Source organism: Prauserella flavalba, from assembly GCF_003202235.1.
In the GTDB taxonomy this organism is placed as follows: Bacteria; Actinomycetota; Actinomycetes; order Mycobacteriales; family Pseudonocardiaceae; genus Prauserella_A; species Prauserella_A flavalba.
Genome location: NZ_MASU01000002.1, coordinates 222,609 through 239,524 on the forward strand (window position 1 = coordinate 222,609; position 16,916 = coordinate 239,524).

Sequence of the window (16,916 nt, forward strand, 5' to 3'; positions counted from 1 at the left end):
GTCATGCGGGACGCCGCCTGCGAGTTATCGCACAGCATCCCGCCGCAACGCCTCGGCCAGCAGCTCCGCGGCCGAGGCGCGGCCGGGAAGGCCCGCCGTGTCCCCCGTGTGAGCGAGGACGTCGGCGGCGAGGCGGGAGCCGAGCCACGCGGCGGCGCCGGGGGAGCCGCCGGCGAGTCGCGTCGCGAGGTACCCGCCCGCGAACGCGTCGCCCGCGCCGACCGGGTCGACCACCTCGGTCGCGAGGCTCGGCTGGTGGTGGAGCGTGCCGTCGTCGGCGGTCCACCAGCAGCCGCCGGGCCCGCCCTTGACCACCACCTCGCGCACCCCCGCTCTGCGCACGATCTCCGCCGGATCCGCCGTGCCGAACAGGGGTTCCGCCTCGTCGGTGCCCACGAGCAGCAGGTCGGTGTGGGGGAGGATCGCCGACAGCGTGCGCACGGCGCGGCCCTCCGGGTCGAGTGCCGGGCGCAGGTTCACGTCCACGACGACGCGGCTGCCGTGTGCGGCCGCGTTGGCCGCGACGTGCCGTACGAGGCGTTCCGGGCCGGGGCCCAGCGCGGCCGTCAGCCCGGACACCAGTACCGCGCGCGGCCGGTGCCGCAGGGCCCGCCCGGCATCGGCGACGTCGAGGGTCGATGCCGCCGAGCCCGCGCGGTAGTACAGCACGCGGCGCGCGCCGTCCGGCAGCGCGTCCTTGGCGAACAGCCCGGTCTGTCTCGTCGGGTCCCGCTCGGCGTCGAGGGTGACGCCGAGCGCGGCGGCCGCGTGCTCGACGCGGCTCGCGAACGCGTCGTCGCCGAGCCGCGTGCACAGCACGGCCCGCCTGCCCAGCAGGGACAGCGCGGCGCACGCGTTCAGCTCGGCTCCCGCCACGTGTACCTCGAACGTCGGCGAGGCCGTCAGCGTCCCGCCCGCCGGTGGCTGCACGAGGACCATCGGCTCGCCGATGCCGACCACGTCGACGCTCAACTCAGCCCGCCTTCAACGGCAGTTCGTCGAGGATCGCGTGCAGGCTCTGCCTGCTCGCCTTGTCCAGCGGCGCCGCGGGCAGTCGCACCGTCGCGTGCTCGATGAGCCCGCGCCGCACCAGTACCTCCTTGTGCACGGCCCACGCGATGCCGGACTGGAGTCCGAAGAGGACCAGCGGGAGGAGCTTCGCGAACGCCGCGCGGGCCTCGGCGCGCCTGCCCTCGGTGAAGTCGGCCAGCACTGGGGCGAGCAGGTCGGGGAACTCGCACGCGGGCATGGTGCCGATGGCACCGCGGGCGTACTCCTCCAGCACGAACTGGGCGTTCTGGCCGCCGAGCACGGCGACGGTGTCGGGCACGCGCTCCACGACGGCGCCGACCTTCGGTGCGGTCGGTGGCGCCTCGACCTTCACCGACGTGATCCGGTCCAGCTCGCACAGCTGGGCGATCAGCGGCGGCGGCATCGCGACACCGGTTGCTCCCGGCGCGTCCTGCACCATGATCTCCACCGACGTGCCCGCCGCGACGTCGCCGTAGAAGTCGGCGAGCTGGGTGGCGCCGGGCTTGACCAGGAACGGCGGGAGCACCATCAGCGCCTGCGCGCCGAGGTCCTCGGCGGCGCGGGCCTGCTCCAGGGCGGTGACCGTGGAGGTTCCGTTCACGCCGGCCACGACGGGTACCGCGCCCGCCACGACGTCCGTGATCGTGGCGAGGATCCGCTCCCGCTCCTCGGCGGTGAGCGCGAAGCCCTCGCTGGCCATGCCGAACGTCGCGACGCCGTCGACCCCGGAGGCGAGCTGGAACTCGGTGAGCCGGGCGAGCCCGGCGAGGTCGAGCGAGCCGTCCTGGTCGAACGGGGTGGCGAGGATGGGCACGAGACCGTGCACGGTGTGCGGCATCGGGTCAGGACTCCTTGGCGAGAGCTGCCACGGCCTCGGCGTCGACCTCGACACCGAGCCCGGGACCGGTGGGCAGGGACATGGCGGACGGTTCCACCGCGAGCTGACGGGCGAGGATGCGCTCGCCGACTCGCACGGACGTGGGCTGGTACTCGAAGGCGGGCAGGTCCTCCACGGCCGCACTGACGTGGAGTCCCGCCGCGACAGCCACGCCGAGCCCCACCGAGTGGTGCGGCGCGACGGGCACGTGGTGGGCGGCGCACACCTCGGCGATGGCCATCGCCTCGGTGATGCCGGTGCGGGCGACGTCGGGCTGCGCGATGCGCAGGGCGCGGGCCGTCACCCACTGGGCGAACTCGAAACGGTTGCGCAGGGCCTCGCCCACGGCGACGGGAATCGACGCACGGGCAACCAGCTCGGCGTGCGCGGTGACGTCCTCCGGCGCGAGCGGTGCCTCCAGGAACCAGCAGTCGCGCTCGGCGAGGCCGTGGGCGAGCCGCAGTGCCTCGTCGATCGAGTACGCCCAGTGCGCGTCGACGGCGATCCGCAGCTCCGGCGCGGCGGCGCGGATGGCGTCGACCGTGGCGAGGTCCGCGGCGACACCGTGGCCGAGGTGCAGCTTCACCGACGTGGCGCCGCGAGCTGCCCATTCGCGCGCCAGCTCGGCCCTGCCCTCGTCGTCGGGCTTGGGCAGGCCGGACACGTAGGTGGGCACCCGGGTGCGGAAGGCGCCGCCGAGCAGCTCCGCGACGGTCCGCCCCGTGAGCTTGCCCGCGAGGTCCCACAGCGCGATGTCGACGGCGGCCAGCGCGTCGGCCTGGTGCCCGACGAGGTGGCCGCGCTCGCGCATGAGGTCGCGCAGCCGAGACCACGCCGGACGCGGTGCGCGTGCGTCCGCGCCCCTCAGTACGGGCGCGAGCAGCAGGTCCACGATCGCGGCAGGCACCTCGGGAGCGACGGGCGCGAGCGCCTCACCCCAGCCGGTGGTGCCGTCCTCCGCGGTGAGCCGCACCAGCAGGGTCTCGTAGCGGTCCGAGTAGAGGCTCCGCCACGGCTCGCGGACCTGGTAGCCGGCCGAGGGCGCGCTGCCGTCGGCGAGGCGGCCGAGGTACGCCTCCTCGGCCGGAAGCTTCAGAACGAACGTCTCTACCGTCGTGATTCTCATGCGAGATGCGCCATCTGGTTGACTCCATGCAGCATGTGCGTAAGACTTCCACATACTGCATGAGCGATGCAAACCAGCGAGAAAGGGCGGCATGGCGACCGATCAGGGGATGAACCAGAGCGTCGAGAAGGCGGCGGCCGTGCTGGCCACGTTCCTCGACGGGCGCGGCGACCTGCGCGTTTCCGACGTCGCGCAGCGCGCGGGCGTCGGGCAGTCCACCGCCTCCCGCCTGCTCGCCACGCTCGAACAACTCGAGTACGTCGAGCGCGACGAGGTCAGCTCGCTCTACCGGCTCGGTCCCGCCGTGATCTCGCTGGCGGGCGCCGCAGTGAACCAGCACCCCGTGCACCGCGAGGCACGCCAGCACGCGCAGGCCCTCGCGTGCTCGCTGGGCCTCGGCGCCAACGTCGCGGTCCGGCGCGGGGCGTCGCTGTTCTACCTGTGCAACTTCGAGGGCGCGCTCGCGCCGAAGTCCTACACGCTGCTCGGCCAGCGCAACCCGCTGCACGCCACCGGTATCGGCAAATGCCTGCTGCTCGCGCTGAGCCCGCAGGAGCGCCGCGAGCTGCTGCCCGAGCTGCCCCGCTACACCCAGCACACGCTCACCACCCACGCCGCACTCGACGCGGACCTGGCGACGGTCGCCGAGCGCGGTTACGCCATCGAGCGCGAGGAGCTGGCGCTCGGGCGGGCGTGTGTCGCCGCTCCGGTGCTCGACGGCTCGGGCACGGTGACCGCCGCGATCTCGATCTCCGGACCGCTGTCCGCGATCGACCTGCCGAACCGCGAGGTCGAGCTCGGGCGCAAGGCGATCGAGGTCGCCGACTCGATCAGCATCGGACTCGGCTACATCGGGCCGAGCCACCCGGTGGGCGTGGGGACGGGCCGATGACCGACGCCGTCGCCGCCGCGCTCGCCGCCACACCGGTGATCGGCATCATCCGGCTGCCCGACGCGAGCGGGGCGGTCGAAGCCGCCGAGGCGCTGTGGCGTGGCGGCGTGCACGCCGTCGAGGTCACGCTCACCACCGAGGGCGCCGCCGACGCCATCCGCGCGCTGCGCGACCGCGAGCAGGGCCCCGGCGTGGTGGGCGCGGGCTCGGTGCGCACCGCCGCCGACGCGCGCCACGCCATCGCGGCCGGGGCACGTTTCCTCGTCACGCCCACGTTCCAGCCCGCTGTGCTCGACACCGCCCGCGCCGAGGGGGTACCCGTGATGTGCGGCGGTCTCACGCCCACCGAACTCGACTCCGCGGCACAGGCGGGCGCCGACTACCTCAAGCTCTTCCCCGCCTCGTCCGTCGGACCTGGCTACGTGCGCGAGCTCCTCGCGCCGATGCCCGACCTGAAGATCATCCCGACCGGCGGCGTCCGTGCCGACCACGTGGCCGCGTGGGCCTCGGCAGGCGCCTGCGCGGTGGCCGCCGGGTCCGCACTCGTTTCCGCTCACCTCGTCGCCGCGGGCGACTGGGCGGAGCTCACCGCGCGAGCCGAACGGTTCGCGCGCGCCTGGCCGCGCTGATCCGGCCCGGCACAGTCCACAACGGAGTGAACATGATCGCGTTGCGCCGCAAGCTCAGGCGCGGGCTGGCAGTGGCGGCCGCCGCCGTCCTGCTCGCCGCCGCAGGCGGGTGTGGACCGTCCACGGAGGACGGCAAGCTCGTGCTGGAGTTCCCGTCCTGGCAGGCAGACGACGAGTCCTTCTCGCCGTTCTGGCACGAGCTGATCGCCGCCTACGAGGACGCGCATCCGGACGTCGACATCGACTTCTACCAGGTGCCCTTCGACAGTTTCGTCGCACAGCAGACCACCCGGTTCGCGGCGGGCGACCCGCCGGACATCGTGCACCTGCCCTCCAGCAACGCGGTCGAGTTCGCCGCACGCGGCTGGCTCGCGCCCCTGGACGAATGGCTCGCGGGCACCGACGTGCTGGGCACGTGGACGCAGTTGCAGGAGCAGATGAAGTGGGACGGCCACTACTACGGCCTGCTCCTGCTGGGCTACGGCTACGCGCTGTTCTACAACGAGCAGCTGCTCCAGCAGGCCGGAGTTCAGGTACCGAAGACGCCGGAACAGCTGCTCACGGCCGCGCGTGCGGTGTCGGCGAAGCAGGGCGACTCGTTCGGCTTCGGAGCCACCACGGTGCAGAACCCGGACAACTACACCGAGTTGACGTCGTTCCTCGTCGGCAACCACGCGTCGTGGTCGGAGCCGGACGGAACGATCACGGCCGACACCGAGCGGGCGCGCACGGCGCTGGAGCAGTACCGCGAGGTGCTCGCCACCGCGCCACCCGGCATCCAGTCGCAGCAGCGCAACGAGCTGTTCCTCAACGGGCAGATCGCGATGCTCATCGACGGCCCGTTCCTGCTGTCCGAAGTGGAGGGTGCCTCGCCGGAGGTGCGTGAGCACCTGAAGGTCACCGCGCCGCCGTTCGACGTCGTGCCCGGCGGGGTCAGCAACAGCCTGCACATCCCCGCCGGTGCCGAGCCCGAGGTGGCCGACGCGGTGTGGGACTTCGTCGAGCTGGCCTCGCAACCGCGCTGGCAGGAGCGGTACACGCAGCTCACCGGTGTGCCGGCGCCGAGGGAGGGCTCGGTCACCGGGCAGGCGCTGGCCGAGACGCCCGAGCTGGAGCTGTTCGCCCGGCTCGCCGACGAGGCGGTGGACATCTTCCCCGAGTCGCCGCAGCTGCGGCGCAACTACGGCCGGGTCGGTGACGCCGTCGCCGCGGCGGCCATCCGCCTCATCGCCACGGACCTCCCGGTCGCTCAGGTGGCGCAGTCGCTGCAGCGTGACCTCGAAGGAGTCGGTGATGACTGACGTGCTCACCCACGCGCCGACCACACAGCCGAGCCCGCCGAAGCGGCGGCGCTCGCGCGCGCAGCGCGACCGGATCTTCGCGTGGAGCATGCTCACGCCCACGATCGCGGCGGTCGGGCTGCTCATGGCCTACCCGATCTACATCGCGATCAACCTGAGCTTCCGCGGCGGCGAGATCGCCGACCTGCAGAACCTCGGCCAGTACCCGCTGACGCTCGGCAACTACGCCGACGTGATCACCGACCCGCAGCTGCTCGGCGACATCTGGCGCTCGATCGTCTACACCGTCGGCGTCGTGGTTCCGGCGTTCGCGATCGGGCTCGGGCTCGCGCTGCTGCTGAACAAGACGTTCCCCGGCAAGCGGATCGTCCGCCCGCTGGCGCTGCTGCCGTGGGCGGTGCCAGGTGTCGCGGTGAGCGCGGCGTTCAGCTGGATGCTCGACGGCTCGTTCGGCGTGGTCAACTACCTGCTGCGCTCGGTGGGCCTCATCGAGCAGAACGTCGCATGGCTCGCCAGCTCCGACACGGCGATGACCGCGGTGATCATTCCGACCGTCTGGAAGTTCTACCCGTTCTTCACGCTCGTGCTGGTCGCGGCGCTGCAGGCGATCCCGGGTGACCTCTACGAGGCCGCACGGCTCGACGGGGCGAGCGCATGGCAGCAGTTCCGCTACGTCACGTGGCCCGCGCTGCGGGCACCGGCCGCGCTCGCGATCGTGATCACCGGCGTCGGCGTGTTCCGTGAGTTCGACTTCATCTTCCCGCTCACGGGCGGTGGTCCGGACGACGCGACCACGACGCTGGCTGTGCGGATCTACAACGAGGCGTTCGAGTACTTCACGTTCGGCGCCTCGGCCGCGATCGGCGTCGTCACGATGGTCATCGCCGGTGCGCTGCTGCTCATGGCGGGCCGCTCGGTGCGAGAGGGGATGAACTGATGAGCAAGGTGCTCTCGCGCGGGCGCACGCCCCAGCAGTGGGGTCTGCTGGCGATCAGCCTCGCCGTGCTGGTGGTGCTGCTCTTCCCGGTCTACTGGATGATCATGACGTCGGTGGTGCCGTCGAAGGAGCTGCTGACGTCCTCGCCGCCGCTCGTGCCGCCCGCCGACTCGGCGAGCCTCGACGCCTACGGCGAGGTGCTGGAGAGCAGGCCGATCGGGCTGTGGCTGTGGAACTCGACGCTGGTCACGCTCGGCACCGCGCTGATCTCGATCGTGATCAGCACGCTCGGCGGCTACAGCCTCTCGCGGTTCCGCACGAAGGCACAGCAGGCGATGGGCTTCACGTTGCTGTTCAGCCGGATGCTGCCGGGGACGCTGCTGATCATCCCGGTGTTCGTCATCTTCGCCTCCGCGGGGATGATCAACAACCTGTGGGCGGTGATCCTCGTGAACGTCGCCGCGACCGTGCCGTTCACGACGTGGCTGATGAAGGGCTTCGTCGACGCGATCCCCGCCGAGATCGAGGAGGCGGCGATGATCGACGGCTGCGGCAGGCTCCGCACGCTGTGGCAGGTGATCGTGCCGCTGCTGCGGCCCGGGCTGGCGACCACGTTCACCTACGCCTGCATCCTCGCGTGGGGCGACTTCCTCTTCGCGCGCACGCTGATGCCCAACCCCAGCGACTGGACGATCACCGTGGGCATCGCCTCGTTCATCGGCGAGTTCAGCGTGGACTGGAGCGGGCTCATGGCGGCCGGGATCATGTCGATGGTGCCGATGCTGATCCTGTTCGTGTTCCTGGAGCCCTTCCTCGTCAAGGGAATGGCCTCGGGCTCGGTCAAGGGCTGACGCCGGCATGCGGGCGGTGCGGCTGACGGGTCCCTCGACGCTGGAGCACGTGGAGGTCGCGGCGCCGCGGGACCTGCGTGAGGGCGAGGTGCTCGTGGCCGTGCGCCACGGCGGCGTCTGCGGCAGCGACCTGCCGTACTTCCGCGCGGGCGGCAGGCCGGGGGCGGGCGTGCCGCCGACGGGGTTTCCGCTGCACGAGATCACCGGCGAGATCAGGGCGTCGCGTGACCCCGGCCTCGCCGAGGGCGACCGCGTGGTGGGCTGGGCCTCGGCGTCCACCGGGCTGGCCGAGCTGGTGGTCAGCGACGGGGCGGGGCTCTGCGTGCTCCCGTCCGAAGTGCCGTTCACGGCGGCCACGGTGGTCGCGCAGCCGGTCGCGTGCGCGCACTACGCAGTCGACCAGCTCGGCGACGTCCGCGGCAGGCGGGTCGCCGTGCTCGGTCTCGGCGCCATCGGACTGCTGTTCACGTGGCTGCTGCGGCAGCGCGGCGCCGCGCACGTCACCGGTGTCGACCCCGTCGACCGCACGCCGCTGGCCCGCGCCTTCGGGCTCGACGAGGTGGTGGTGGCCGACAGCACCACCTGGGCGGCCACGCTCACGCGGCGGCCCGACGTGGTGATCGAGGCGGTCGGGCACCAGACGGCGACGCTCGCCGACGCGATCACCGCCGTCGCCGACGAGGGCACGGTGTACTGCTTCGGGATCCCGTGCGCTGGAACGTATCCGGTGGACCTGACCGCCGTGGTGCGGCGCAATCTTCGGCTGATCGGCGGGTTGACGCTCGACCGGCGGCGGATGCTCGGGCGCGCGCTGGCGGACCTCGTCCATGAGCCGTCGCTCGCCGAACGCCTGGTGACCCACGTTCTCGACGTCGCCGACGTGGCGAAGGCGTTCGCGCTCGCGGGCAGGACCGCACCGGGCAGGCTGAAGGTGGTGCTCGACTACGCGGGCTGGGCCTGACCGAGCTTGCCGCCCAGCCTGGCGATGTAGCCGGCGACCTCGGCCTCGGAGCGGTCGGGCAGCCCGAACACGACCTCGGTGACGCCGAGCTCGCGCCACGCGTCGAGCTGCTCGGGATCCGGTTTTCCCGCCAGCGCCACGATCTGCGGCGCGCCCGCCCGGTCTGCCTCCCGCCACTCGTGGCGCAGCAGAGCGACCTTGTCGGCGAGGTCGTGCTCCAGCGGCGTGGTGATCCAGCCGTCGGCGGTGCGGGCGATCCAGCGGAACGTGCGCTCGGTGCCGCCCGCGCCGATCAGCAGGGGCACCTTCGGCCCCCGCACGGGTTTCGGCCACGCCCAGCTGGGCCCGAACGTGACGAACTCGCCGGAGTAGCTCGCCTCGTCGCGCTCCCACAGCGAACGCATCGCCTCGACGTACTCGCGCAGCATCGTGCGCCGTTTTCCCCTCGGCACGCCGTGATCGGTCAGCTCGTCGACGTTCCACCCGAACCCGGCGCCGAGGACGACGCGGCCTCCGGAGAGGTGGTCGAGCGAGGCAATGGTCTTGGCGAGCGTGATGGGATCGTGTTCCACCGGCAGCGCGACGGCGGTCGCGAGCGTGATGCGGCTGGTCACCGACGCGGCCGTCGCCAGCGCGACCCACGGGTCGAGCGTGCGGAGGTACCGGTCGTCGGGCAGGCTCGCGTCGCCGGTGCCGGGGTGCGCTGCCTCCCGTTTCACCGGGATGTGCGTGTGCTCGGGCACGTAGAACGAGTCGAATCCGGCGGCCTCCGCCGCCTGCGCCGCGGCGGCCGGGGTGATGCCGCGATCGCTGGTGAACAACACGACGCCGTATCGCACGCTGACTCCTCTCGCCGCCCGTATTAGAACACGTTCTAGCTCAGCGGCGCGAGTGATCAGCCCTCGAACGCCTCCTGGAACGCGGTCAGCGTCTGGTGCGGCGGCCGGTCGAGCACCGCGAACACCACGTGTGTGAAACAACCGGCGAACGGCTTGGCCAGCAGGTCGGCGAACGTCCCGGCCACGAGGCGCGGGTCGTTGCCGAAGACACCGCAGCCCCACGCGCCCAGCACCAGGCGGGAGTGCCCGTTGTGATGGGCGACCGTGAGCACCTTCGCCGCGCGCTCGCGCAGCACCGGTGGGATCCGGGCGCGCTGCTCGTCGCTCGCCGCCGACGCGTTCGGTGCCGCCGCGGTCAGGAACGCCACCTGGTACGGGTCGTCGAGCAGGGTGTGCTCGTCGTCGCGGAACACCGGAACGCCGGGCGAGTAGACGATCCGGTCGGTGTAGAGCGGGTCGCGGTGCGCGCGGTGGTGCTCGTAGTAGGCGGGCACCGACTCAAGACACTTCGCCAGGCCGGACGCCCTGGCCAGGCTCTCCTCCTGCGCCCGCGCGCCCGTCCGGTAGCCGCCACCCGGCTTGCGGGCCGACGCGAAGTTCAGGCACGCGGGCTCGTCGCGTGCCTCGCGCGTGAGCCGCCGTGCCGCCGCGAGCGTGGAGCACTCGGCGACCTCGATCCGCATCGCGGCAGCCGGGACCGGATCGGGCGGCGAGGTGGTCTGTTCGGGCAGGTAGAGGCGGGTGCCCCGCACGGATTCGAACACGGCGGGGGCGATGTCCACGGTCGAGCCCGAGGCACTGGTGTAGCGGCCCGAGGCCACGATCCGGTCGGTCTGCTCGGCGATCGCCGCGAGCTCACTCCGGTCCACCGGGCGACCCTAGCCAACTTTGACTTTCGGCAGGGCCGATCGTTGCCGATCAGCAACTGTCCACATCGTCGCGCGACGGCACGCTGGCGGGCATGGCATTGGTGACCGATCTCCTCGACTGGCTGCAGAGCCTGCCCCCGGCAGGCGTGACGGCGGGTGCGGGCCTGCTCGTCTTCGGGGAGACCACCCTCGGGCTCGGGTTCGTCACCCCCGGGGAGACGGGCCTGTTCATCCTCGGCACCACGGCCAACAGCACGGCCAAGTTCCTGATCATGTGGCTCGTGACCACGGTCTGCGCGATCGCCGGGGACACCGTGGGTTACCTGCTGGGCAGGCGGTTCGGGCCGAGGCTGCGGCAGACGAAGGTGGTGGAGAAGCACGGCGCGCAGGCGTGGGACCGGGCGACGGACCTGTTGCGCCGACGGGGTTCGGTCGCCGTGCTCGTGGCGATCTTCCTGCCGGTGCTGCGCACGCTCCTGCCCGCCGCCGCCGGCGCGTCCGGCCTTCCGCTGCGCCGCTTCCTGCCCGCTGTCGCCGTGGGAGCGACGGCGTGGTGCGCGCTCCACATCGGAATCGGCACCGCGGCGGGCGAGGCGGCCAGGCGGCTCGAGAGCATCGTCGGCGCGGGCAGCTGGGTGGTGCTGGGCCTGATCGTGGCGACCGCCGTGGTGGTGCTGGTCGTGAAGCGCAGGCGCGTCAGCGCTGAAGCCCCCTGATCGAACGCAGCATCAGCTCGAACCACTCGTCGCGTACCCGCCTGCGGTCCTCCGGCTCGGCGCGGGAGATCGCCATCCCGGCGCCCCCGAGCATCCAGAAGAAGAACTGCGCCGTGGTCTCCTGCGCCTGGCGGGGCAGGTATCCCGCTGACATCAGGGCTTCCACGAAACCCTCGACCAGGCCGAACGCGTACCTCTTCTCGTACTCGTGCCAGCGCACGAAGCCCAGCGCGGTCGGCGCCTCCTGCCAGCACAGCCGCCCGTAAACGGGCTCACAGCACTGGTCGAGGAACACGCCCAGTGCCTTCGTCGCGGCCTCCATCGGTTCGCTGATCCCCGCTGCGGCAGCGGCGATCTCGCTCATCGCGCGCGTTTCCTGCTCGTCGAGCACCGCCTCGAAGAGCGCAAGCTTGTTCGCGAAGTGGTGGTAGACGGCACCACGGGTGACCTGCGTGGCGGCCGCGACGTCCTCCAGGGACGTCGCGGCGAAGCCGCGCTCGGCGAACAACGCGGTCGCCTGCTCCAGCAGGGCGGCGCGGGTGGCTTCCGAGTACATCTCCCGGCGGCTCTTGACAGGTGGCATACGCTGAGTCTATCGACATACACAGTGTATGTGACCGACAGGGAGAAGGTCATGGGGGGATGGGACCAGTTCCACCGGCGGCACCGCCTCGTCCACGCCGTCGCCTCGGCCGTAGAGCAACGGGGGAATGAGGCCCTGACCAGCTGGGAGTGCGAGATCGTCGCCGAGTACGGGGAGCTCGCGGCGTTCCTGCTCGACGTCCAGCGTCGCTGCCACGAGGCGGTCTACGCCCGGCTCGACCTCGCGCTGGAGGAGGCTTCGGAGAACCCGGAGCGCGACGTCCGGCGCGTACTCGCGGAGGCAGGCCGCGCGCACCGCCCGCTCTGGGCCGTGCTGCGCGCGTGTGCCGGTCATCCCGCTCTCGAGGCGGGCGAGGCCCGCCTCCGCCGTTCGGTGTTCGCGGCGACCGGGGTCGATCCGGCCCCGCCTCGCCGAGCCCAGCCCGTCTGAGCTGTCCGAAAAGGAGTCCGCATGTCAGAGAGCACGCTGCCAGGTCAGGACGTCCCATTGTTCAACCCGTTCGCCGAGGGCTTCGCCGAGAACCCGTATCCGCAGTACGCGCGCCTGCGCGACGAGGCGCCCGTGTACGAGCACCCCCTCGGCTTCTGGACCGTCACGCGCTACGCCGACGTCTCCGCGCTGCTGCGCTCAGGCGCGTCGGTGGAGGAGCGCAACGTCGCTCCCGGCCCGCTCAGCTACCTGCGGGAAGAGGTCTACGGCGACCGCTCACCGCGCGTCGGCGGACTGTCCATGTTGGACCGCGACCCGCCCGACCACACGCGGCTGCGCAAGCTCGTCTCCAAGGCGTTCACCCCGCGCTCGGTACAGGCGCTGCGGCCGAGGATCGCCGAGCTCGTCGACGGGATGCTCGACGACATCGCCGAGCGCGGCCGGGTCGATCTCGTGTCCGTGCTGGCCTTCCCCTTGCCGTTCGCGGTGATCGCGGAGATGCTCGGCACGCCGCCCACCGACCACCTGCGGGTGCGGGAGCTGAGCGGCCTGCTCGTGCGCTCGCTCGAACCGGTCGTCGATCCGGAGCTGCTGCGGGCGATCGAGGACGCCAACACCGAGCTCGGCGAGATCGCGGCCGACATGATCGCGTGGAAGCGGCGCAACCCCGCCGACGACCTGCTCACGGCCCTGATCGGAGCCGAGGAGGACGGCGACGTCCTCGACGACGACGAGCTGATCGCGCAGGTGCTGCTGCTCTACATCGCCGGCCACGAGACCACCGTGAACCTGCTCGGCGGCGGAACCCTCGCCCTGCTGCGCGAGCCGTCGCAGTACGCGGCGCTGGTGCGGGACCCCGCGCTGGTGCCGGGCGCGGTGGAGGAGCTGCTGCGCTACGACAGCCCGGTGCAGGAGAGCAGGCGCATCACGCTGGAGCCGATGACGATCGATGGGGTCGAGATCCCCAAGGGTGCGTTCGTGATGGCGGTGCTGGCCTCGGCGAACCGCGACGAGCGGTACTGGGGTGCTGACGCGGACCGGCTACGGGTGGACCGCGAGGGCGCGCGTCACCACGTGTCGTTCGGCGCGGGTGTGCACCACTGCCTCGGTGCATCGCTGGCGCGGCTGGAGGGCGAGGTCGTCTTCGAGCGGCTGGCGAGCCGGTTCCCCGGCCTGCGCCTCGACGGCGACGTGGAGTGGAACGGCCGCATCAACCTCCGCGGCCCCGCCGTCCTCCCGGTGTCGACGGAGCCCTGACCGCTGGTGCGCGTCCCCCAAGGCGGGTGTTGCCAGCACAGCGACGCGGAGCGTCTCCGTCTGGGCGGTGGTGGGAGACGGGTGGGCGCGTTCAACGCAACAAAGGTGGCCTTGGGGGAACGTCGGCAGGCGTGTCGGCGAGGGCGGCCTGGACCTCCGAGAGGCGGGTCGGCCACCGGTCCGTGATCGCCTTCCACGCCGTTCGCAGCGACACCTGCTCGGCGAGCACCAGCACCGGGCCGTCGCCCCAGCGGCTCGCGACCACGTTGCCGATGCGGTCCCGCTGCTCGGGCGCGGGCGCGCCACCGGGCAGGAAGTCGATGGTCAACGTGGTCTCCGTACCGGCCACGTCGTCGGCCACGCCGCGCATCGCGGCGTGGTAGCCGCGGAGGCTGTGCCGCACGACCGGTTCGGTGGGGATCTGGCAGCCGGGGTACGCGTCGTTGTACGCCTGCACCGACGCGAAGCGCTCAGGAGTCACGAGAAGGAATCTTACCTTAACGTTAACGAAAGGTAGCCGCACTCGACGCATCTCGCGACGTGAGACCGCGTCTACTGTGGACGGTGACTTTGCTGTGCACGCTGCGCACCCGAGCCTGTACCGTTTGAGGAATCGGTGGCAGGCGGAAGTGAGGTCGTCACGTGGGCGAGCACATGCAGATCGGCGAGGCTGCCGCCCGCACGGGTCTGTCGTTGCGCACGATCCGCTACTACGAGGAAGTCGGCCTGGTGAAGCCCACCGCGCGCAGCCAGGGTGGCTTCCGGCTCTACACCGAGGCCGATCTCGCCCGGCTCGAGCTGATCAAGCGCGTGAAGCCGCTCGGCTTCCCGCTCGAGGAGATGCGCGAGCTGCTGGGGCTGCTCTACCCGGACGCGGAGACCGCGGTGCGGCTGAGCGAGGCGCAGCGTGGGCGCCTGGTCGAGTTCAGCGAGGCGGCCGAGCGGCGCTGCCGGGAGCTCAGGGCCGACCTCGCGACAGCGGAGGCGCTGGCCGCGACCCTGCGGGAACGACTCGGAGCGGGCTCTACCGTGACCTGAGCGTAAACTCGCGAAACGATGTCCATTCTCACAGAGGCCGACCGCAGGCGCTCATTCGCCGTGATCAGCCACCCCGACGCCGGCAAGTCCACCCTCACCGAAGCGCTGGCCCTGCACGCCAAGGTGATCAACGAGGCCGGCGCCGTCCACGGCAAGGGCGGCCGCCAGGGCGTGGTGTCGGACTGGATGGAGATGGAGAAGGCGCGCGGCATCTCGATCACGTCCGCGGCACTGCAGTTCTCCTACCGCGACTGCGTGATCAACCTGCTCGACACCCCCGGTCACGCCGACTTCTCCGAGGACACCTACCGCGTGCTCTCGGCGGTCGACTCCGCGGTGATGCTGCTGGACGCGGCGAAGGGGCTCGAACCGCAGACGCTGAAGCTTTTCGACGTCTGCCGTCACCGGGGCATCCCGGTGATCACCTTCATCAACAAGTGGGACCGCCCCGGCCGTGAGGCGCTGGAGCTGTGCGACGAGCTGGTGGAGCGCATCGGGTTGCAGCCCATGCCGCTGACCTGGCCGGTCGGCGCCGCGGGCCACTTCCGCGGCGTGCTCGATGTTCCCGGGGGCGACTTCATCCGCTACCAGCGCACCGACGGCGGCGCGACGGCCGCGCCGGAGACCCGGCTCGACCCGGCGACCGCCGAGGCCGAGCAGGGCGAGGACTGGGTGCGCGCGACGGAGGAGTGGGAGCTGCTCGCCGCCTCGGGCGGCGAGTTCGCGCCGGAGCGGTTCCTCGACGCGTCGGCCACGCCGGTGCTCTTCGGTGCCGCCGTGCTCAACTTCGGCGTCCGGCACCTGCTCGACCTGCTGGTTGACCTCGCGCCGAAGCCCGCTCCCCGCGTCGACGCCGACGGTGAGCCGAGGCCGCTGGACGCCGAGTTCTCCGCGTTCGTCTTCAAGGTGCAGACCGGCATGGACCCCGCGCACCGCGACCAGGTGGCGTTCGCGCGCGTGTGCTCGGGCGAGTTCGAGCGCGGCATGGTGGTCACCAACGCCACCACGAAGCGGCCGTTCGCCACCAAGTACGTGCAGCAGGTCTTCGGTCAGCACCGCTCCACTGTGGACAAAGCGTACCCCGGCGACGTGATCGGCCTAGTCAACGCGTCGGCCCTGCGCGTCGGGGACACGCTCTACGCCGGAAAGCCGCCCGTGCGTTTCCCGGGGCTGCCCAGCTTCGCGCCGGCGCACTTCGCCGTGGCGCGGCCCGCCGACCTGAGCAGGGCCAAGCAGTTCCGCAAGGGCGTCGACCAGCTCGCCGCCGAGGGCGTGGTGCAGCTGCTCAAATCCGACCTGCGGGGGGACGCCTCGCCGGTGTTCGCCGCGGTGGGTCCGATGCAGTTCGAGGTTGCCGCACACCGCATGGAACACGAGTTCTCCTCGCCGGTGCGGCTTGACCGGCTGCCCTACAGCGCGGTGCGGCGCCTGTCCGACCCCGCCCAGCGCTCGCTGGTGGACTCGGGCAGGCGCAGCGAGGTGCTCACCCGCGCCGACGGCGTCGACCTCGCCCTGTTCGAGGACGAGATGGCGATGCGCATTCTGGTGCGGCAGAACCCGGAACTCACGCTGGAGCCCCTCGTCGCCGAAGGCTGACCCCTACGTCGCCTTTTCCTTCAACCTGCCGACCATGCCCTTGACGCCGCTCAGCTTGGGGTCGGCGGGCTTCTTACTGCCGTCGTAGGTGGCGAACAGCTCGGGGTCGGGCGGCGGCGTGGTGCCGGGCCCGCCGAGCGGTTCGGGCTGCTCCACGATGCCCATCTCGTGCCGTCCGTCGGGTGCGGTGCCCCGCGCCCACGCTCCCTGTGCGGAGTCGTTGCCCTCCGACAGGTTCCACAGGCTCGTGGCGTGCTCGGAGAACTCGTCGTCGAAGAGCGCGTTCGGGGCGACGGTGTCCTCGAGACCGTCCTCCTTGAGCTGCTCGATCGCGGCCAGCCACATGTTCTGGTGGTAGGTGTCGCGTGCGAGGTTGAACTTCAGCATCTCCTTGACGCCGGGGTCGTCGGTCATGTTGTACAGGCGCGCCGTCTGGAGCCTGCCCTGTGCCTCGGCGGCCACGTTGGCGCGGAAGTCGGCGAGCAGGTTGCCGCTGGCCACGATGTAGCCACCGTTCCACGGCACGCCCTGGCTGTTGTTCGGCAGCGCGCCGCCGCCGGCGACGATGGCCTGCTGCGGGTCCATCCCGCCGATCACGGCGCCCAGCACCGGGTCCTGCACGGCGCGGGCGGTCTCGGTCGCGGGCGCGCCCTCCAGCAGCCTCGCCACCATTGTCGCGATCATCTCGACGTGACCGATCTCCTCGGTCGCGATGTCCATGATGAGGTCCTTGTATTTGCCCTCCATCCGGCAGTTCCAGCCCTGAAAGAGGTACTGCATCGTCACGGTCATCTCGCCGTACGCGCCGCCGACGAGCTCCTGTAGCTTGCGGGCGTAGACCGGGTCTGGCTGCTCGGGCCTGGCCTCGAACTGCAGCTTCTTCGTGTGGTGAAACATTCGCGCTCCTGCCCAGGTTGAGAGTCGGAACGCGGAGCATTACCCCGGGCGCACGTGGTAAACGC

Annotated in this window: 19 protein-coding genes; 11 read left to right on the forward strand and 8 right to left on the reverse strand. The window is 71.6% G+C overall.

Going from position 1 to position 16,916, the window contains the following annotated elements; translation table 11 throughout:
* Nucleotides 1-24: 24 nt before the first annotated feature.
* Genes BA062_RS03400 through BA062_RS03410 form a run of 3 tightly spaced genes read right to left on the reverse strand, consistent with a single transcriptional unit; the run spans nucleotide 25 to nucleotide 3,035 of the window.
* Nucleotides 25-972 (reverse strand): sugar kinase, encoded by a 948-nt coding sequence (locus BA062_RS03400; protein WP_110334543.1) that lies wholly within the window; start codon nucleotides 970-972, stop codon nucleotides 25-27.
* A gap of 1 nt (nucleotide 973) precedes the next feature.
* Nucleotides 974-1,870 (reverse strand): dihydrodipicolinate synthase family protein, encoded by an 897-nt coding sequence (locus BA062_RS03405; RefSeq protein ID WP_110334544.1) that lies wholly within the window; start codon nucleotides 1,868-1,870, stop codon nucleotides 974-976.
* 4 nt (nucleotides 1,871-1,874) lie between these two features.
* Nucleotides 1,875-3,035 carry a mandelate racemase/muconate lactonizing enzyme family protein gene (locus BA062_RS03410; RefSeq protein WP_110334545.1) on the reverse strand — a complete coding sequence of 387 codons (1,161 nt, stop codon included), beginning with the start codon at nucleotides 3,033-3,035 and terminating at the stop codon, nucleotides 1,875-1,877.
* Between the two features lie 91 nt (nucleotides 3,036-3,126).
* On the opposite strand from BA062_RS03410, the gene BA062_RS03415 reads away from it, so the two are divergent.
* Genes BA062_RS03415 through BA062_RS03440 form a run of 6 tightly spaced genes read left to right on the forward strand, consistent with a single transcriptional unit; the run spans nucleotide 3,127 to nucleotide 8,606 of the window.
* Complete coding sequence (locus BA062_RS03415) at nucleotides 3,127-3,927, forward strand: IclR family transcriptional regulator (RefSeq protein WP_110334546.1); 801 nt, start codon at nucleotides 3,127-3,129, stop codon at nucleotides 3,925-3,927.
* Nucleotides 3,924-4,556, forward strand: a complete 633-nt coding sequence (locus BA062_RS03420; protein WP_110334547.1) for a bifunctional 4-hydroxy-2-oxoglutarate aldolase/2-dehydro-3-deoxy-phosphogluconate aldolase — start codon at nucleotides 3,924-3,926, stop codon at nucleotides 4,554-4,556. Before BA062_RS03415 ends, BA062_RS03420 begins: the two co-directional genes overlap by 4 nt.
* Before the next feature lie 32 nt (nucleotides 4,557-4,588).
* The gene (locus tag BA062_RS03425) at nucleotides 4,589-5,857 is read left to right on the forward strand and encodes an ABC transporter substrate-binding protein (protein WP_110334548.1); all 1,269 of its coding nucleotides are present in this window, start codon (nucleotides 4,589-4,591) and stop codon (nucleotides 5,855-5,857) included.
* Entirely contained in the window at nucleotides 5,850-6,794 is a 945-nt protein-coding gene (locus BA062_RS03430; protein ID WP_110334549.1) for a carbohydrate ABC transporter permease, read from the forward strand. The genes BA062_RS03425 and BA062_RS03430 overlap by 8 nt, the downstream gene beginning before the upstream one ends.
* Complete coding sequence (locus BA062_RS03435) at nucleotides 6,794-7,645, forward strand: carbohydrate ABC transporter permease (RefSeq protein WP_110334550.1); 852 nt, start codon at nucleotides 6,794-6,796, stop codon at nucleotides 7,643-7,645. The genes BA062_RS03430 and BA062_RS03435 overlap by 1 nt, the downstream gene beginning before the upstream one ends.
* 7 nt (nucleotides 7,646-7,652) lie before the next feature.
* Nucleotides 7,653-8,606, forward strand: coding sequence for a zinc-dependent alcohol dehydrogenase (locus BA062_RS03440; RefSeq protein WP_110334551.1), 954 nt, complete (start codon nucleotides 7,653-7,655; stop codon nucleotides 8,604-8,606).
* Here BA062_RS03440 and BA062_RS03445 read toward each other — a convergent pair.
* Together BA062_RS03445 and BA062_RS03450 are read right to left on the reverse strand one after the other, a co-directional pair.
* A complete protein-coding gene (locus tag BA062_RS03445; protein WP_110334552.1) occupies nucleotides 8,588-9,445 on the reverse strand; it encodes an LLM class F420-dependent oxidoreductase in 858 nt (285 codons plus the stop codon). The genes BA062_RS03440 and BA062_RS03445 overlap by 19 nt on opposite strands.
* 56 nt (nucleotides 9,446-9,501) lie before the next feature.
* Entirely contained in the window at nucleotides 9,502-10,314 is an 813-nt protein-coding gene (locus tag BA062_RS03450) for a TIGR02452 family protein (protein WP_210406750.1), read from the reverse strand.
* 92 nt (nucleotides 10,315-10,406) lie between these two features.
* Between BA062_RS03450 and BA062_RS03455 the strand changes: the two genes are divergently transcribed.
* Nucleotides 10,407-11,030 carry a DedA family protein gene (locus BA062_RS03455; RefSeq protein WP_110334553.1) on the forward strand — a complete coding sequence of 208 codons (624 nt, stop codon included), beginning with the start codon at nucleotides 10,407-10,409 and terminating at the stop codon, nucleotides 11,028-11,030.
* On the opposite strand, the gene BA062_RS03460 is transcribed toward BA062_RS03455, so the two are convergent.
* Nucleotides 11,011-11,613: a TetR/AcrR family transcriptional regulator gene (locus tag BA062_RS03460; protein ID WP_110334554.1), complete on the reverse strand. Its 603-nt coding sequence runs from the start codon at nucleotides 11,611-11,613 to the stop codon at nucleotides 11,011-11,013. The two genes, BA062_RS03455 and BA062_RS03460, sit on opposite strands and share 20 nt — an antisense overlap.
* Before the next feature lie 51 nt (nucleotides 11,614-11,664).
* Here BA062_RS03460 and BA062_RS03465 point away from each other — a divergent pair, with 51 nt between their 5' ends.
* Together BA062_RS03465 and BA062_RS03470 are read left to right on the forward strand one after the other, a co-directional pair.
* Nucleotides 11,665-12,063 (forward strand): hypothetical protein, encoded by a 399-nt coding sequence (locus tag BA062_RS03465; protein WP_146239995.1) that lies wholly within the window; start codon nucleotides 11,665-11,667, stop codon nucleotides 12,061-12,063.
* Between the two features lie 21 nt (nucleotides 12,064-12,084).
* Nucleotides 12,085-13,320 carry a cytochrome P450 gene (locus BA062_RS03470; protein WP_110334556.1) on the forward strand — a complete coding sequence of 412 codons (1,236 nt, stop codon included), beginning with the start codon at nucleotides 12,085-12,087 and terminating at the stop codon, nucleotides 13,318-13,320.
* Nucleotides 13,321-13,411: 91 nt separating this feature from the next.
* Here BA062_RS03470 and BA062_RS03475 read toward each other — a convergent pair whose 3' ends face one another.
* Nucleotides 13,412-13,801: a hypothetical protein gene (locus BA062_RS03475; RefSeq protein WP_110334557.1), complete on the reverse strand. Its 390-nt coding sequence runs from the start codon at nucleotides 13,799-13,801 to the stop codon at nucleotides 13,412-13,414.
* Nucleotides 13,802-13,974: 173 nt separating this feature from the next.
* Here BA062_RS03475 and BA062_RS03480 point away from each other — a divergent pair, with 173 nt between their 5' ends.
* Both BA062_RS03480 and BA062_RS03485 read left to right on the forward strand, forming a co-directional pair.
* The gene (locus BA062_RS03480; protein ID WP_110335004.1) at nucleotides 13,975-14,358 is read left to right on the forward strand and encodes a MerR family transcriptional regulator; all 384 of its coding nucleotides are present in this window, start codon (nucleotides 13,975-13,977) and stop codon (nucleotides 14,356-14,358) included.
* Between the two features lie 18 nt (nucleotides 14,359-14,376).
* A complete protein-coding gene (locus BA062_RS03485) occupies nucleotides 14,377-15,954 on the forward strand; it encodes a peptide chain release factor 3 (protein ID WP_110334558.1) in 1,578 nt (525 codons plus the stop codon).
* 3 nt (nucleotides 15,955-15,957) lie between these two features.
* Here BA062_RS03485 and BA062_RS03490 read toward each other — a convergent pair whose 3' ends face one another.
* On the reverse strand, nucleotides 15,958-16,851 hold the full coding sequence (locus BA062_RS03490; RefSeq protein WP_110334559.1) for a manganese catalase: 894 nt from the start codon (nucleotides 16,849-16,851) through the stop codon (nucleotides 15,958-15,960).
* Nucleotides 16,852-16,916: the final 65 nt, after the last annotated feature.

Excerpts from the sequence above, each read along its gene's own strand:
- BA062_RS03455 (WP_110334553.1), top strand. The coding sequence starts at position 10,407 with ATGGCATTGGTGACCGATCTCCTCGACTGGCTGCAGAGCCTGCCCCCG.
- BA062_RS03425 (WP_110334548.1), top strand. The coding sequence starts at position 4,589 with ATGATCGCGTTGCGCCGCAAGCTCAGGCGCGGGCTGGCAGTGGCGGCC.
- BA062_RS03470 (WP_110334556.1), top strand. The coding sequence starts at position 12,085 with ATGTCAGAGAGCACGCTGCCAGGTCAGGACGTCCCATTGTTCAACCCG.
- BA062_RS03465 (WP_146239995.1), top strand. The coding sequence starts at position 11,665 with ATGGGGGGATGGGACCAGTTCCACCGGCGGCACCGCCTCGTCCACGCC.
- BA062_RS03415 (WP_110334546.1), top strand. The coding sequence starts at position 3,127 with ATGGCGACCGATCAGGGGATGAACCAGAGCGTCGAGAAGGCGGCGGCC.
- BA062_RS03430 (WP_110334549.1), top strand. The coding sequence starts at position 5,850 with ATGACTGACGTGCTCACCCACGCGCCGACCACACAGCCGAGCCCGCCG.
- BA062_RS03460 (WP_110334554.1), bottom strand. The coding sequence starts at position 11,613 with ATGCCACCTGTCAAGAGCCGCCGGGAGATGTACTCGGAAGCCACCCGC.
- BA062_RS03440 (WP_110334551.1), top strand. The coding sequence starts at position 7,653 with ATGCGGGCGGTGCGGCTGACGGGTCCCTCGACGCTGGAGCACGTGGAG.
- BA062_RS03480 (WP_110335004.1), top strand. The coding sequence starts at position 13,975 with ATGCAGATCGGCGAGGCTGCCGCCCGCACGGGTCTGTCGTTGCGCACG.
- BA062_RS03410 (WP_110334545.1), bottom strand. The coding sequence starts at position 3,035 with ATGAGAATCACGACGGTAGAGACGTTCGTTCTGAAGCTTCCGGCCGAG.
- BA062_RS03435 (WP_110334550.1), top strand. The coding sequence starts at position 6,794 with ATGAGCAAGGTGCTCTCGCGCGGGCGCACGCCCCAGCAGTGGGGTCTG.
- BA062_RS03485 (WP_110334558.1), top strand. The coding sequence starts at position 14,377 with ATGTCCATTCTCACAGAGGCCGACCGCAGGCGCTCATTCGCCGTGATC.
- BA062_RS03490 (WP_110334559.1), bottom strand. The coding sequence starts at position 16,851 with ATGTTTCACCACACGAAGAAGCTGCAGTTCGAGGCCAGGCCCGAGCAG.
- BA062_RS03420 (WP_110334547.1), top strand. The coding sequence starts at position 3,924 with ATGACCGACGCCGTCGCCGCCGCGCTCGCCGCCACACCGGTGATCGGC.
- BA062_RS03405 (WP_110334544.1), bottom strand. The coding sequence starts at position 1,870 with ATGCCGCACACCGTGCACGGTCTCGTGCCCATCCTCGCCACCCCGTTC.